The sequence below is a fragment of the Rhizobium aethiopicum genome (genome assembly GCF_014197535.1).
GTDB lineage: Bacteria > Pseudomonadota > Alphaproteobacteria > Rhizobiales > Rhizobiaceae > Rhizobium > Rhizobium aethiopicum_A.
This window is the reverse complement of the sequence record NZ_JACIFV010000002.1, coordinates 421710-433753: the sequence shown is the minus strand read 5'-3', so window position 1 is coordinate 433753 and position 12044 is coordinate 421710. Positions and strand designations below refer to the sequence as shown.

14 protein-coding genes are annotated in these 12044 nt (G+C 61.8%); 7 read left to right on the top strand and 7 right to left on the bottom strand.

The window, feature by feature from the left end:
• Positions 1 to 62: 62 nt before the first annotated feature.
• From GGD53_RS05200 to GGD53_RS05190, 3 genes are all read right to left on the bottom strand, one after another.
• A complete protein-coding gene (locus GGD53_RS05200) occupies positions 63 to 764 on the bottom strand; it encodes a response regulator (RefSeq protein WP_011426251.1) in 702 nt (233 codons plus the stop codon).
• Positions 765 to 1256 (bottom strand): MarR family winged helix-turn-helix transcriptional regulator, encoded by a 492-nt coding sequence (locus tag GGD53_RS05195; RefSeq protein WP_064804038.1) that lies wholly within the window; start codon positions 1254 to 1256, stop codon positions 765 to 767. It abuts the gene before it with no gap.
• Between the two features lie 504 nt (positions 1257 to 1760).
• Positions 1761 to 2378: a DUF1236 domain-containing protein gene (locus GGD53_RS05190; protein WP_184454189.1), complete on the bottom strand. Its 618-nt coding sequence runs from the start codon at positions 2376 to 2378 to the stop codon at positions 1761 to 1763.
• Positions 2379 to 2667: 289 nt separating this feature from the next.
• Between GGD53_RS05190 and GGD53_RS05185 the strand changes: the two genes are divergently transcribed.
• Positions 2668 to 3321 (top strand): MBL fold metallo-hydrolase, encoded by a 654-nt coding sequence (locus GGD53_RS05185; RefSeq protein ID WP_184454187.1) that lies wholly within the window; start codon positions 2668 to 2670, stop codon positions 3319 to 3321.
• Between the two features lie 51 nt (positions 3322 to 3372).
• On the opposite strand, the gene GGD53_RS05180 is transcribed toward GGD53_RS05185, so the two are convergent.
• The 4 genes from GGD53_RS05180 to GGD53_RS05165 all read right to left on the bottom strand — a co-directional run bounded on the left by GGD53_RS05180 (position 3373) and on the right by GGD53_RS05165 (position 5704).
• Positions 3373 to 3714: a tRNA-binding protein gene (locus tag GGD53_RS05180; RefSeq protein ID WP_184454185.1), complete on the bottom strand. Its 342-nt coding sequence runs from the start codon at positions 3712 to 3714 to the stop codon at positions 3373 to 3375.
• Between the two features lie 11 nt (positions 3715 to 3725).
• Entirely contained in the window at positions 3726 to 4553 is an 828-nt protein-coding gene (gene proC / locus GGD53_RS05175) for a pyrroline-5-carboxylate reductase (RefSeq protein WP_184454183.1), read from the bottom strand.
• Between the two features lies 1 nt (position 4554).
• A complete protein-coding gene (locus GGD53_RS05170) occupies positions 4555 to 5055 on the bottom strand; it encodes a YbjN domain-containing protein (protein WP_004680153.1) in 501 nt (166 codons plus the stop codon).
• Between the two features lie 388 nt (positions 5056 to 5443).
• Positions 5444 to 5704 carry an accessory factor UbiK family protein gene (locus GGD53_RS05165; protein ID WP_184454181.1) on the bottom strand — a complete coding sequence of 87 codons (261 nt, stop codon included), beginning with the start codon at positions 5702 to 5704 and terminating at the stop codon, positions 5444 to 5446.
• A gap of 204 nt (positions 5705 to 5908) precedes the next feature.
• On the opposite strand from GGD53_RS05165, the gene lgt reads away from it, so the two are divergent.
• From lgt to GGD53_RS05135, 6 genes are all read left to right on the top strand, one after another.
• Positions 5909 to 6757 (top strand): prolipoprotein diacylglyceryl transferase, encoded by an 849-nt coding sequence (gene lgt, locus GGD53_RS05160; protein ID WP_184454179.1) that lies wholly within the window; start codon positions 5909 to 5911, stop codon positions 6755 to 6757.
• Between the two features lie 19 nt (positions 6758 to 6776).
• Positions 6777 to 7877, top strand: coding sequence for a class I SAM-dependent methyltransferase (locus tag GGD53_RS05155; RefSeq protein ID WP_184454177.1), 1101 nt, complete (start codon positions 6777 to 6779; stop codon positions 7875 to 7877).
• A 110-nt stretch (positions 7878 to 7987) separates the two neighbouring features.
• Positions 7988 to 8782 carry a peptidoglycan editing factor PgeF gene (pgeF, locus tag GGD53_RS05150; protein ID WP_184454175.1) on the top strand — a complete coding sequence of 265 codons (795 nt, stop codon included), beginning with the start codon at positions 7988 to 7990 and terminating at the stop codon, positions 8780 to 8782.
• A gap of 5 nt (positions 8783 to 8787) precedes the next feature.
• On the top strand, positions 8788 to 9939 hold the full coding sequence (locus tag GGD53_RS05145) for a M24 family metallopeptidase (RefSeq protein WP_184454173.1): 1152 nt from the start codon (positions 8788 to 8790) through the stop codon (positions 9937 to 9939).
• A gap of 102 nt (positions 9940 to 10041) precedes the next feature.
• A complete protein-coding gene (locus GGD53_RS05140) occupies positions 10042 to 10863 on the top strand; it encodes a hypothetical protein (protein WP_184454171.1) in 822 nt (273 codons plus the stop codon).
• A gap of 105 nt (positions 10864 to 10968) precedes the next feature.
• Positions 10969 to 11901: a ribose-phosphate pyrophosphokinase gene (locus GGD53_RS05135; RefSeq protein ID WP_184454169.1), complete on the top strand. Its 933-nt coding sequence runs from the start codon at positions 10969 to 10971 to the stop codon at positions 11899 to 11901.
• The last annotated feature ends 143 nt before the right edge of the window (positions 11902 to 12044 follow it).

Here is a 12044-nt window from a genome sequence, read left to right as displayed (position 1 = left end):
CCGTTCAGAGCACGATGCGGGAAAGTGTGAACGTCATCGGCATCATGCTCCACTTCTTAAATCTAGTCGATGCTCAGCCTGTATCCGATGCCGCGCACCGTCTGCAGCCAGACGGGGTTGGCCGGATCCTCCTCGATCTTGCGCCTGAGCCGGTTGATCTGCACGTCGATCGTCCGCTCGCCGACCTCAGTGTCATTGCCGATCAGCTCGTGGCGGGGGATGGTGTCACCGGCGCGCCGCGCAAAGAGCAGCATGATTTCCTGCTCGCGATCGGTAAGCCGGATCACCTCGCTGGCTTTCTTTAACTCCTTGCGGGTCAAGGAGAAAGTATAGGGTCCGAACATGACCTGTTCGATCTTCAGCCCCTCACCGTTGGCGTTGCGGCGCAGGATATTGTTGATGCGCAGGACCAGCTCGCGCGGATCGAAGGGTTTGGAGAGATAGTCGTCGGCGCCGGCCTCGAGGCCTTCGATGCGGTTGCCCGATTCCGCCAGCGCCGTCAGCATGATGATCGGCACGTTCTTGATGGCTCGAAGCCCGCGGGTGACGTCGATGCCGGATTCGCCCGGCATCATCACATCCATGATGATGAGATCGAAATCGAGACCGGCAAGTTTGCGCTGCGCCTCGGCGCCGTCGGCCGCGACAGTGACGCGAAAGCCATTCTCCGCGAGATAACGATTGAGCAGCGCGCGGATGCGAGAGTCATCGTCGACCACCAGCAGATGCGCCGCATCGTCGGAAATACCTGTCTTGACCGCCATTCAATCCGCCTTCTTTCTGTCCCGCATGCCTCTGAGGAAGGCCTTCACGCCCTCCCGCACCTGCGCAGAGGCTCCTTCGAATGCCCGCTCAATGCGGCGCGATTGCGGCTCTGCAAGGGCAAGCGCCAGCTCGCGCCCCGACTTCGTCGGATAAAGCTTGCGCTGCCGCCGATCCTCGGGACCGGCCACCTGGCGAATATAGCCCGAATCAATCAGCTGTTTCAGCACCCTTGCAAGACTTTGCTTGGTGATCTTCAGTGTGTCGAGAAGATCAGCCACCGTCATGCCCGGATTGCGGTTGACGAAATGCACGACGCGGTGATGCGCCCGGCCGAAGCCGCTCTTTTCGAGGATGGCGTCAGGGTCGGAAACGAAGTCACGATAGGCGAAGAAGAACAGTTCGATGATCTCGAAATCGATACCGCCCGTATCTTCCATCGGCGTGGCCAGCGGCTCCGGCTTGCCTGCTTTCGGACCGGTCTGTCGTGACACTCGGCATTTCCTTTCTCGTTCCGCATGCTGCGGGAAACTTCCGCAAAGATAGGTCAGTATTATTGACATAAATTTACGCGACTAGTAGCTTTGCTGAACTTTGGTGGGAGCCCGCCCGGCTTCTCAATTTCCCTGGCACTTCTTTGGAAACCAAGGTCCGCCCGGAACTTCCGACGCAATAGTAATTCCCCTAGCGTCTGTGGATAAAACGTAATGGGGACAACAATCAACAGGTATGGCGGGTGAAGCGCCGGAGAAGGTTTGGGATCGCTTGGCATCGAGCGCGCGCGATCCTGCCGGAGGAACTGGCTGATTTCAGCGAATGTGTCCTCACCAGTTTGGCCGCGCAAGTAACGCCGGTCTCTGAGATGCCGAACCCTCAGAATATTAGCATTTTGTCAAATAAAGAAAGAAAGCTAGGAAAGTCAACCCTTGCGGGATTAAGGCGGGGAGGATTGCCCGGACGAGGCGGCCTGCCGACCGCCTCGGTAGTTGCCGATGATCTTACTGATAGACGTAGACGATCCGACGCGTCCCTGGATCGACCAGAACGGGCCGGTCGTTGATCCTTGTGTAGCGATATTCATAGTCCGGAATCGTCTGGAAAGTCACGTCGGCAGGCACTTCCGCGCCGACGACCACATCGCCGCCAAGCCGGACCGTCTCGGTCGGATTGGTCTCGATGTAGGTCCGCACCGTCTCCGGCGGCGTGATCGTTTCGACGGCTCCAACCGGACCGATCAATTCATCGCCCGGCGCCGGTTGCGGGTCGGCCGGGACAACGCTGGCGGTCGACTCGTAGGTCACGACGGGAACGCCGATCTCGGCGCGATGCTGCTCGACGATAACCTGGTTGCCGCCGTAGTCCATCTGCAGATAGTCCGCATAGACCCAGCCGCGCATGCCGTTGACGTCGACACGGCACCAGCGGCTGCCTTCGATACAGCCGTCAAGCACCGCGGTCGAACCGCGGGTGGCAAGGCCGACCGCCGGATATTGCGGACCCGGACCTGCGCGGACGTTGAGATCGTTGACCGTGGTGGCCACCATCTCCGCCTGCGCCAGACCGCCGCTCGCCAGGAGCACGGCTCCAACCAACAGGATGTTTCTCTTCAAGGTCATGTGAGCGTCTCCTTGGTTTCGATGGCCGGACAACGCGCGGCGTTCCACGATGTTCCCACGCGGCCCACCCCGGCAAAACGCCCCCTGCAGATACGCTTCCACAAGCAATTGAAAAGCCAGAATAAAATTTGATTTCCTCGACGCGCTGAACGGCGGAAGAGACCTATAAACTTGTGTTGCAGCTGGTCTTTCTGCCGTGAAACACGCGTCAAAAGCAGAAGATTTCGGCTGTCCTCGCTGCCGTTTCGGACTATACCCTCAGCACCCGAGACACCCAAGCGAGGCACTCATGGGCATGCTCCAGGCCGGCATCATTCCGGTGACACCCTTTCAGCAGAACTGCACGGTCTTCTTCGATCCCGATACCCAGGAAGGCGTCGTCGTAGATCCGGGCGGCGACGTGCCGCTCATCCTTCAGGCGATTGAGAAAAGCGGCCTGACCATCAAGGAAATCTGGCTGACGCACGGTCATCTCGATCATGCCGGCGGCGCCAAGGAGTTGAAGGAAGCCCTCGGCGTCGACATAGTCGGCCCGCATCAGGACGACCTGCCGCTGCTGCAGCGCATCGAGACCCAAGCCGCGACATACGGCATATCTGGATTGCGCAATGTTCTGCCGGACCGCTGGCTGAAGAACGGTGACACGGTCTCCTTCGGCGCCCATGAATTCGAGGTCTATCACACGCCCGGCCATGCCCCCGGCCACGTGATCTATTTCAACCGCGCGCAGAATTTCGCCCATCTCGGCGACGTGCTCTTCAACGGCTCGATCGGCCGGACCGACCTGCCGGGCGGCAATCATCAGCAGCTGTTGGATTCGATCCGCGACAAGGTCCTGCCGCTTGGCGACGACGTCGGCTTTATCTGCGGCCACGGGCCCGGCAGCCGCATCGGCGACGAAAGGCGAAGCAACCCGTATCTCCAGGAAATCGAGCCTCGTTGAGCATCCAATGCAGACACATCAGGCACCCGGCAAAATGGTGTGTGCTCACGCTCACATCATCTTCATGCCGTTCGGCACCGGCTGTTCGACCGCCGCAAGCACGATCGCGCCGTTCTCGTCCTCGAATCCCAGCGTCAGCACTTCCGAACGAAATGGCCCGATCTGCCGCGGCGGGAAGTTGACGACGCCGAGTACCTGCCGGCCAATCAGGCTTTCCAGCGTATAATGCACGGTGATTTGCGCCGAGGATTTCTTGATGCCGATCTCAGGGCCGAAATCGATGAGCAACTTGAAAGCCGGCTTGCGCGCCTCCGGAAAAGGGCTCGCTTCGATGATCGTACCGATACGGATGTCGACACGCTCGAAATCGGCGTAGCTGATCTCTTCCGCCATGTGGTTCTTCCTCAGCCGGCCAGTTCCTCGGCCCGCTTGCGCGCCGCCGCAAGGGCTGCGTCGAACAGGGGCTGCATGCCGTTCTCGGCCATCAGCACGGCGAGCGCCGCGGCCGTCGTGCCGCCGGGAGACGTCACATTCTGCCGCAGCCGCGAAGCATCGTCGGGGGACTGGTGCAAGAGTTCACCAGCCCCCGCGACCGTTTCCCGCGCAAGACGCATGGCGAGGTCCGCCTGCAGGCCGAGCTTTCGGCCTGCCTCCGCCATACATTCGACGAGATAGAATACATAAGCCGGGCCACTGCCGGAAAGCGCCGTCACGGCATCAATATCGGCCTCCGCAGGCACCCATTCGACCGGACCGGAGACGCTGAGAAGGGCATGGACGCGTTTGCGCTGCGGATCGCTGACCCCTGAATTGGCGAAGGCCCCGGTCACACCGCGGCCGACCATAGCCGGCGTGTTCGGCATGGCTCTCACCATGGCGGCTTTGCCGAGATGTCTTTCGAGAAAACCGAGCGTCTTGCCGGCTGCGACCGAGACGACGACCGTCGCCGGCCCGACGGCGCTCTTCACATCAGGCAACACCGTCTCCATCACCTGCGGCTTGACTGCGAGGAACAAGACGCTTGCCTTCAATTTCGCAGGGACCGCGGTCAGATGCGTCGCACCGGCTTCCTTGATCGTCGCCAGCATCGCCGACGAGGGGCCGGGATCCACAACGATGACGGCCGAACCCGGAACGCCGCTCTTCAGCCAGCCGGAGAGCATGGCTCCGCCCATGTTTCCGGCGCCGATCAGTACGACGGGATTTGCCGAGGAGAAAGCCTTCGCCGGCATCTTATGCCTCGCCCACCGTTTCGAACAGCACGGCTTCCATCGCCTTCGCCGCGTCCATGCCGGACCAGACAACGAACTGGAATGCCTGGAAATAGGCTTCGCAGGTGTCGAGCGCGCTGGAAAGCAGCACCTCTACCTGGCGATTGGTCGGCTCCGCGCCGCCTGCGAGCAGCAGCGACTGCCTGAAAATGACGACATCTTCCTGACGCCAGAGGTCGAAATGACCCATCAGCACCTGCCCGTTGATCGCCGAGAGCAGCTTGACCACCTCGTTGACCCTGATGTCGGGGACTTTGATATCGAAAGCGCAGCCAAGATGCAGCGCCTCGAATTCCTCCATCCAGGAAAAGGAAACATGATAGTCCGCCCAGCGCCCCTCGACCGTCATCGCGATCTCGTCCTCGCCGGACCGCTCGAACGACCAGTCGTTGTTGGAGGCAACGTACTCGATCATATCGACCGGGTTCGACTGACGCTCGACTTCCAATTCCATCAGGTTCATGCAGCACCTTCTTGACCGGAACGAATGCGGCTTAGCTTGGGATACGAACACAAGAAAGACACACGCAATACCGGAAACCACCGTCGGATGATCGTTGAACCGCTGCCAGACTTAACGCAGATAACCTGCCCGGAGCTTACCAAGTCGCTTCGAATCATCATTTAAAATCAGTGTATAATGACCCTTGCCACCTGCCAGCCCCCAGAAGGGAAAATAGGGCAGACCTGCTGTGGAAAGCACTTCGAAACTCAATTCAGAAGGGAGATTAAACGACTCTGCGTATTGGCTTTTTTGGCAGTGTCCACAGGTGGAAAACTCACCTGGAATTTTTTATGACAGATGCGGCGTGTGGCATGAAGGCAACGCCGCATCTGCGCCCTACGGGGATTTAGTGGGCCTCGCCGGCAAGCTTGGCCTCCAACGACGCGATACGGGCGGCAAGCGCCTCGTTTTCATCACGCGCCTTGATCGCCATCTCGCGCACGGCCTCGAATTCCTCGCGCTTGACGACGTCCATACTGTTCAACCATCGCTCGGCCTGGGCGTTGAAAGCCGTCTCGATCTCCTTGCGGACACCCTGGGCGGCACCTGCCGCGTCGGTCATCAGCTTGGCGAACTCGTCCATGATGCGGTTCGTTCCGGTCGTCATGGCGTTTTTCTCCCTTTGCATAAGGTAAATTCAGCCCTTCGGGGCCTCGAAGATTGAGGTAGGGCTTCGCCACCCGCGATGCAAGCGCTTTGCGCGGGATAGCCTTATCCTGAAGCGGGCAGCGGAGGCGCGATCACGAACAATGCACTTGACCGTCCGGGATCGCGGCGGCATGTTCCGCCGACCTCAACGGATGGGAAAATCTTGCCGACAGCAGCCAATCTCCTAGCCATCATGCCTTTCCCGGACATCGATCCGATCGCTTTTTCGATCGGTCCGTTGGCGATTCACTGGTACGGCCTGGCATACGTCGCCGGCATCCTGCTCGGCTGGGCCTATGCGCGCCGCCTCGCCGCCAACGACAGTCTCTGGCCGGGCAATACATCGCCGATGACGAAGACGCAGCTCGACGATTTCATCGTCTGGGCCGCCCTCGGCGTCGTGCTCGGCGGCCGTCTCGGCTATATCTTCTTCTATGACCTCTCCGCCGTCCTGCGCGATCCCATTCGCGCAGTCGAAATCTGGAACGGCGGCATGTCCTTCCACGGCGGCCTGACCGGCACGACAATCGCCATGATCATCTTTGCCCGCCGCAATGCCATTCCGATCTGGAGCCTATTCGATATCGTCGCCGCCGTCGTTCCCTTCGGCCTGCTCTTCGGCCGCATCGCCAATTTCATCAACGGCGAGCTCTGGGGCCGGCTGACCGACGTCCCCTGGGCCGTAGTTTTCCCGACCGGCGGTCCCTTCGCCCGCCATCCGAGCCAGCTCTACGAGGCCGGCCTCGAAGGCATCGTCCTGCTCCTGGTGCTTGCCGCCCTCGTCTACGGCATGCATGCGCTGAAAAGCCCTGGCTTCATCACGGGCGTCTTCGTCTGCGGTTATGCACTGTCGCGCATCTTCGTCGAGTTCTTCCGAGAGCCGGACGCCCAGCTCGGCTACCTCCTCGGCACGAACTGGCTGACCATGGGCATGGTCCTATCCTCCCCGATGATCCTGCTCGGTCTCTGGGCGATCCTGCGGGCTCGCCGCCAGACTGCGCCGCAGCTCTGACAACGGCAGGACGCGCGACATGACCACCGCTCTAGGCGAAAAGATCAAGGCGATCATCCAGGCCAACGGCCCGATCAGCGTCACCGACTATTTCTCGCTCTGCCTCGCCGATCCCGAGCACGGCTATTACCGCACCCGCGAACCCTTCGGCCGTTCGGGCGATTTTGTCACCGCGCCCGAAGTCAGCCAGATCTTCGGCGAGATGATCGGCGTCTTCGTCGTCCATGCCTGGCAGCGCCACGGCACGCCGGCAGATGTGCGCCTGGTCGAGATCGGCCCTGGCCGCGGTACGATGATGGCGGATATGCTGCGTGTCATCGCCCGCATCGCCCCGCCGCTCTTCGACACGATGAGCGTGCATCTCGTCGAAACCAGCGAGCGCCTGCGCGACGTCCAGAGCCAGACACTCGAAGCTTATGGCGAAAGGATCGCGTGGCACGGTGGCTTCGATGAGATCCCGCCCGGCTTCACGCTGATTGCCGCCAACGAATTGTTTGACGCGATCCCGATCCGGCAGTTCGTGCGCACGCAAACGGGCTTCCGCGAGCGCATGGTCGGGCTTGACGCCGATGGCGAACTGACCTTCGCCGCAGGTGTCGCGGGCCTCGATCCCGCCCTACTGCCGGAACCGGTACAGAACCTGCCGCTCGGCACGCTTTTCGAGATCTCGCCCGCCCGCCAGGCCGTGATAATGGCGATCTGCGAGCGGCTGCGCGCCTTCGGCGGCACGGCGCTGGTCATCGACTACGGCCATCTCGTCACCGGCTTCGGCGATACGCTGCAGGCGGTGCGCATGCATGAATTCGACCCGCCGCTCGCCCATCCCGGCGAAGCCGACCTGACGAGCCATGTCGATTTCCAGCAGCTCGCCGAGACGGCGCTGACGGCCGGCCTGCATCTGAACGGCGCCCTGCACCAAGGCGACTTTCTGACCGGCCTCGGCATTCTCGAACGCGCCGCCGCCCTCGGACGTGACCGCGAACCGCAGACCCAGCAGGTGATCCAGTCAGCGATCGACAGACTTGCCGGCGCCGGTGAGGGTCGGATGGGCGAACTCTTCAAGGTCATGGCGGTCTCCCACCCTGCCGTTGATCTCATGCCCTTTCGGCCGGTGGATTGACAGGTCGCACGCGGCTGAGCCAACATCCGCGCGAAACAGGAACTTGAAGCGCGCCGCGGATGCGATGCGCTCGGGACAAAACAAACCCCTCGAAAAACCCGGAATTACAGATGCAGGACGCGGCCTCTCCCGCACCGATCCAAAGCGCGCTGCTGAATGAAGCGACGGGCGGCACCATCCGCCACGGTTATTTCACCCGAGCGGGCGGTGTTTCCGAAGGAATCTATCGCGGTCTCAATGTCGGCCTCGGCTCCAACGACGAGCGCGGAAACGTCATGGAAAACCGCCGCCGCGTCGCCGCCTGGTTCGACCTGCCGCTCGAGCGGCTGGCAACCGTTCATCAGGTGCATTCGCCCGACGTCGTGACGATTGGCGCCGATTACGACGGCGCCCGGCCCGACGCGGACGCGATGGTGACCGCAGTTCCCGGCATCGCGCTTGGCGTGCTGGCCGCCGATTGCGGTCCGGTCCTCTTTGCCGACCCGGAAAATCGCGTCATCGGCGCCGCCCATGCCGGCTGGAAAGGCGCGCTGACCGGTGTTCTCGAAAACACCATTGCGGCCATGGAAGCCCTGAGGGCCGACCGCACCAGCATATTGGCGTGCCTCGGCCCCTCGATCAGTCAGGCGAGTTACGAGGTCGGGCCGGAATTCGTCGATCGGTTCGTCGCCGAAAATCCGGACTACGAACGCTTTTTCAAGCCGTCCGCAACGCCGGGCCGCGCCATGTTCGACCTGCCGGCGCTGACGATCGACAGGCTGACGCGGGCGGGTGTGCAGGCCGAAAACCTCGGGCTCTGCACCTATCCGGATAGCGAGCGCTTCTTTTCCTATCGCAGGACGACACATCGCAACGAGCCGGACTACGGCCGCCAGATTTCAGCGATATCAATCAGGGAGACTTGAGCAGAATGGCACTGCACTTCGAAAAGGCCGAGTACGCAAGCCGGCTTGCGCGCCTCACCGAAAAGATGAAGGAAGAAAAGCTCGACGCTCTGCTGCTCTTCGCCCAGGAAAGCATGTATTGGCTGACCGGCTATGACACCTTCGGCTACTGCTTTTTCCAGACGCTGATCGTCAAGAGCGACGGCACCATGGCGCTGATCACCCGCTCGGCTGATCTTCGCCAGGCCAAACACACGTCGATCCTCGACGACGTCCACATCTGGGTCGACAGGGTCAATGCCGATCCGACGCTCGATCTGAAGAACCTGCTGGTCGAGATGGATCTGCTCGGCGCACGCATCGGCGTCGAATATGATACGCACGGCATGACCGGCCGCATCGCCCGCCTGCTCGACGCGCAGTTGACCACTTTCGGCCAGATCGTCGACGCCTCCTATCTCGTCAGCCGTCTTCGTCTCGTCAAGAGCCCGACGGAGGTCGCCTATGTCGAGCGCGCTGCCGCTCTCGCCGACGACGCGCTCGACGCCGCAATCCGGCTGACGAAACCGGGCGCCGACGAGGCCGATATCCTCGCCGCCATGCAGGGTGCGATCTTTTCCGGCGGTGGCGATTATCCCGCCAACGAGTTCATCATCGGTTCTGCTGCCGACGCCCTGCTCTGCCGCTACAAGGCCGGCCGCCGCAAGCTCGACGCCAACGACCAGCTGACGCTCGAATGGGCCGGCACCTACGCGCATTACCATGCCGCGATGATGCGCACGATCGTCATCGGCGAGCCGATGCAACGCCATCGCGAGCTCTACAATGCCTGCCGCGAAACCATCGAGGCGATCGAGACCGTGCTGAAGCCCGGCCACACATTCGGTGACGTTTTCGACATGCATGCCAGGATCATGGACGAGCGTGGCCTCGCCCGCCACCGGCTGAATGCCTGCGGTTATTCGCTCGGCGCCCGCTTCTCGCCCTCCTGGATGGAGCACCAGATGTTCCATGTCGGCAATCCGCAGCCGATCGAGCCGAACATGTCGCTCTTCGTGCATATGATCATTGCCGATTCCGATACTGGCACGGCAATGACGCTCGGACAGACCTACCTGACGACGGCGGATGCGCCGCGCACACTTTCCCGTCATTCGCTCGATTTCATCGGCCTTTGAAGACCGGGACTGACCGGTGAGAATCCGGAATTGACAGAGGACCATGCCCGCCCGCATAAATCCGGGCGGGCTGATGCGATTGTGGGAAGGACGGATCACGGGATGACGCGAGCTGCGACTGTGCCCACGCTCCTGTTCGTCATGGCTCTGCTGACCGCTTGCAACACCACCGACGCGCTGACGCCGCAAGTCGGCATCGGCGAGCCCTCCGGAGGTCCGCTGTCAAGCCCGGTGACGCAAGGCGAGGCAGAACGTCTGGCTGGCGCCCGCCAGCCGGTTTTTGCCGGGAGCACGCAGCCGAGCGGCTATCATCCGGCCTATGATCAATCGCAAAGAACCTATCGACCCGGCAGCGGCGCGCCGCCGACGACGATGCAGGAGCAGGCAGACGCTCTGTCCAGAAACGGCTGCTCGCCCGCCGCCTCCGCTCCGATCGAGGGACAGGCGCTGCCGCCCGCTGCCGCCGGCGCCGGGACTCCAACACAGCCCGATCAGCGGCTTGACACGCAGCAACCGCAGCAGACCGCCGCCCTCACCCTCGGGACATCATCCGCGCGTGGCAATACCGTGCGCTTCCTGCCGATCATCGGGGCGCCGGTGCAAGCCGTGACTCCGCTCTCGCGCCAGCTCGGCGCCGAGGCGCGCGCCCACGGCCTGTCCATCAAGAGCTCGAACGATACGAGCAGTGATTACATCCTCAAAGGTTATCTCTCTGCCTTCAGTGACGACGGCAAGGTCACCGTGGTCTATGTCTGGGACGTTCTCGACGGCGGCGGCGCCCGCCTGCATCGCATCCAGGGGCAGGAAAGCGTACCGACGGCCGCCGCCGACCCCTGGGCGGGTGTCCCGGCTTCGGTGATGCAGCAGATCGCCTCGAAAACCATCGCGGAATTCACCTCCTGGCGGCAAACTCAGGGCGGTTAGTCACAAACTTTTTGCAAATATGAAAGTCTGTGGCGCCTTTGCCCTTGCATTCACGAGGAAGCTGACTAAAAAGCGCGGCTATCAGCGCATAACAGGCGGACCAAAATGAAGGTTTTCGCAGGCAATTCGAACCGGCAACTCGCCGAAGCGATCTGCAACTATCTCAATGTTCCTTTGGGAAGAGCCAGTGTCCGAAGGTTTGCCGACCAGGAAATCTTCGTGGAAATCCAGGAAAACGTGCGCGGCGAGGACGTCTTCCTCGTGCAGCCCACCGCCTTTCCCGCCAACGACCACCTGATGGAGTTGCTGATCATGATCGACGCGATGCGTCGTTCGTCGGCACGCCGCATCACCGCCGTTCTTCCCTATTTCGGCTATGCCCGTCAGGACCGCCGCGCATCCGGCCGCACGCCGATCTCGGCAAAGCTGGTTGCCAACCTCATCACCGAAGCCGGGGCCGACCGCGTCATGACGCTCGATCTCCATGCCGGTCAGATCCAGGGCTTCTTCGATATACCCACAGACAACCTCTTCGCCTTGCCCGTGCTGACGCGCGACATCAAGAGCCATTATGACCTCAGCAACGTCATGGTTGTCTCGCCCGACGTCGGCGGCGTGGTGCGCGCCCGCGCGCTCGCCAAGCGGCTGGACTGTCTTCTGGCTATCGTCGACAAGCGTCGCGATCGGCCGGGTGAATCCGAAGTCATGAACATCATCGGCGACGTCACCGGCAAGGACTGCCTGCTGATCGACGACATTGTCGATTCCGGCGGCACTCTCTGCAATGCGGCCGACGCGATGCTTGCCCAGGGCGCATCCAGCGTCACCGCCTATATCACGCACGGCGTTCTCTCGGGCGGCGCGGTCACCCGCGTCACCTCCTCGAAGCTGCGTGAACTCGTCATCACGGATTCGATCCAGCCGACAACGGCGGTGCTTTCAGCGCACAATATCCGCGTCGTGACGACGGCCCCGCTGATCGGCGAAGCCATCAGCCGCACGAGCCAGGAAGAGTCCGTCTCCAGCCTCTTCGATTAAAAAGCCTCTTCCGTCATGCTCGGCCTTGTGCCGAGCATCTGAACCCTTGGCAGCAAAGCGTTTATTTTCAGATATTTAATCGGCAGAAGCAGGTCCTCGGCACACAAGGCCGAGGATGACGTCACGGCTTTTGCAGTGGTTTG

Excerpts from the sequence above, each read along its gene's own strand:
- GGD53_RS05200 (WP_011426251.1), bottom strand. The coding sequence starts at position 764 with ATGGCGGTCAAGACAGGTATTTCCGACGATGCGGCGCATCTGCTGGTG.
- GGD53_RS05190 (WP_184454189.1), bottom strand. The coding sequence starts at position 2,378 with ATGACCTTGAAGAGAAACATCCTGTTGGTTGGAGCCGTGCTCCTGGCG.
- GGD53_RS05185 (WP_184454187.1), top strand. The coding sequence starts at position 2,668 with ATGGGCATGCTCCAGGCCGGCATCATTCCGGTGACACCCTTTCAGCAG.
- GGD53_RS05180 (WP_184454185.1), bottom strand. The coding sequence starts at position 3,714 with ATGGCGGAAGAGATCAGCTACGCCGATTTCGAGCGTGTCGACATCCGT.
- proC (WP_184454183.1), bottom strand. The coding sequence starts at position 4,553 with ATGCCGGCGAAGGCTTTCTCCTCGGCAAATCCCGTCGTACTGATCGGC.
- GGD53_RS05170 (WP_004680153.1), bottom strand. The coding sequence starts at position 5,055 with ATGAACCTGATGGAATTGGAAGTCGAGCGTCAGTCGAACCCGGTCGAT.
- GGD53_RS05165 (WP_184454181.1), bottom strand. The coding sequence starts at position 5,704 with ATGACGACCGGAACGAACCGCATCATGGACGAGTTCGCCAAGCTGATG.
- GGD53_RS05155 (WP_184454177.1), top strand. The coding sequence starts at position 6,777 with ATGACCACCGCTCTAGGCGAAAAGATCAAGGCGATCATCCAGGCCAAC.
- pgeF (WP_184454175.1), top strand. The coding sequence starts at position 7,988 with ATGCAGGACGCGGCCTCTCCCGCACCGATCCAAAGCGCGCTGCTGAAT.
- GGD53_RS05145 (WP_184454173.1), top strand. The coding sequence starts at position 8,788 with ATGGCACTGCACTTCGAAAAGGCCGAGTACGCAAGCCGGCTTGCGCGC.
- GGD53_RS05140 (WP_184454171.1), top strand. The coding sequence starts at position 10,042 with ATGACGCGAGCTGCGACTGTGCCCACGCTCCTGTTCGTCATGGCTCTG.
- GGD53_RS05135 (WP_184454169.1), top strand. The coding sequence starts at position 10,969 with ATGAAGGTTTTCGCAGGCAATTCGAACCGGCAACTCGCCGAAGCGATC.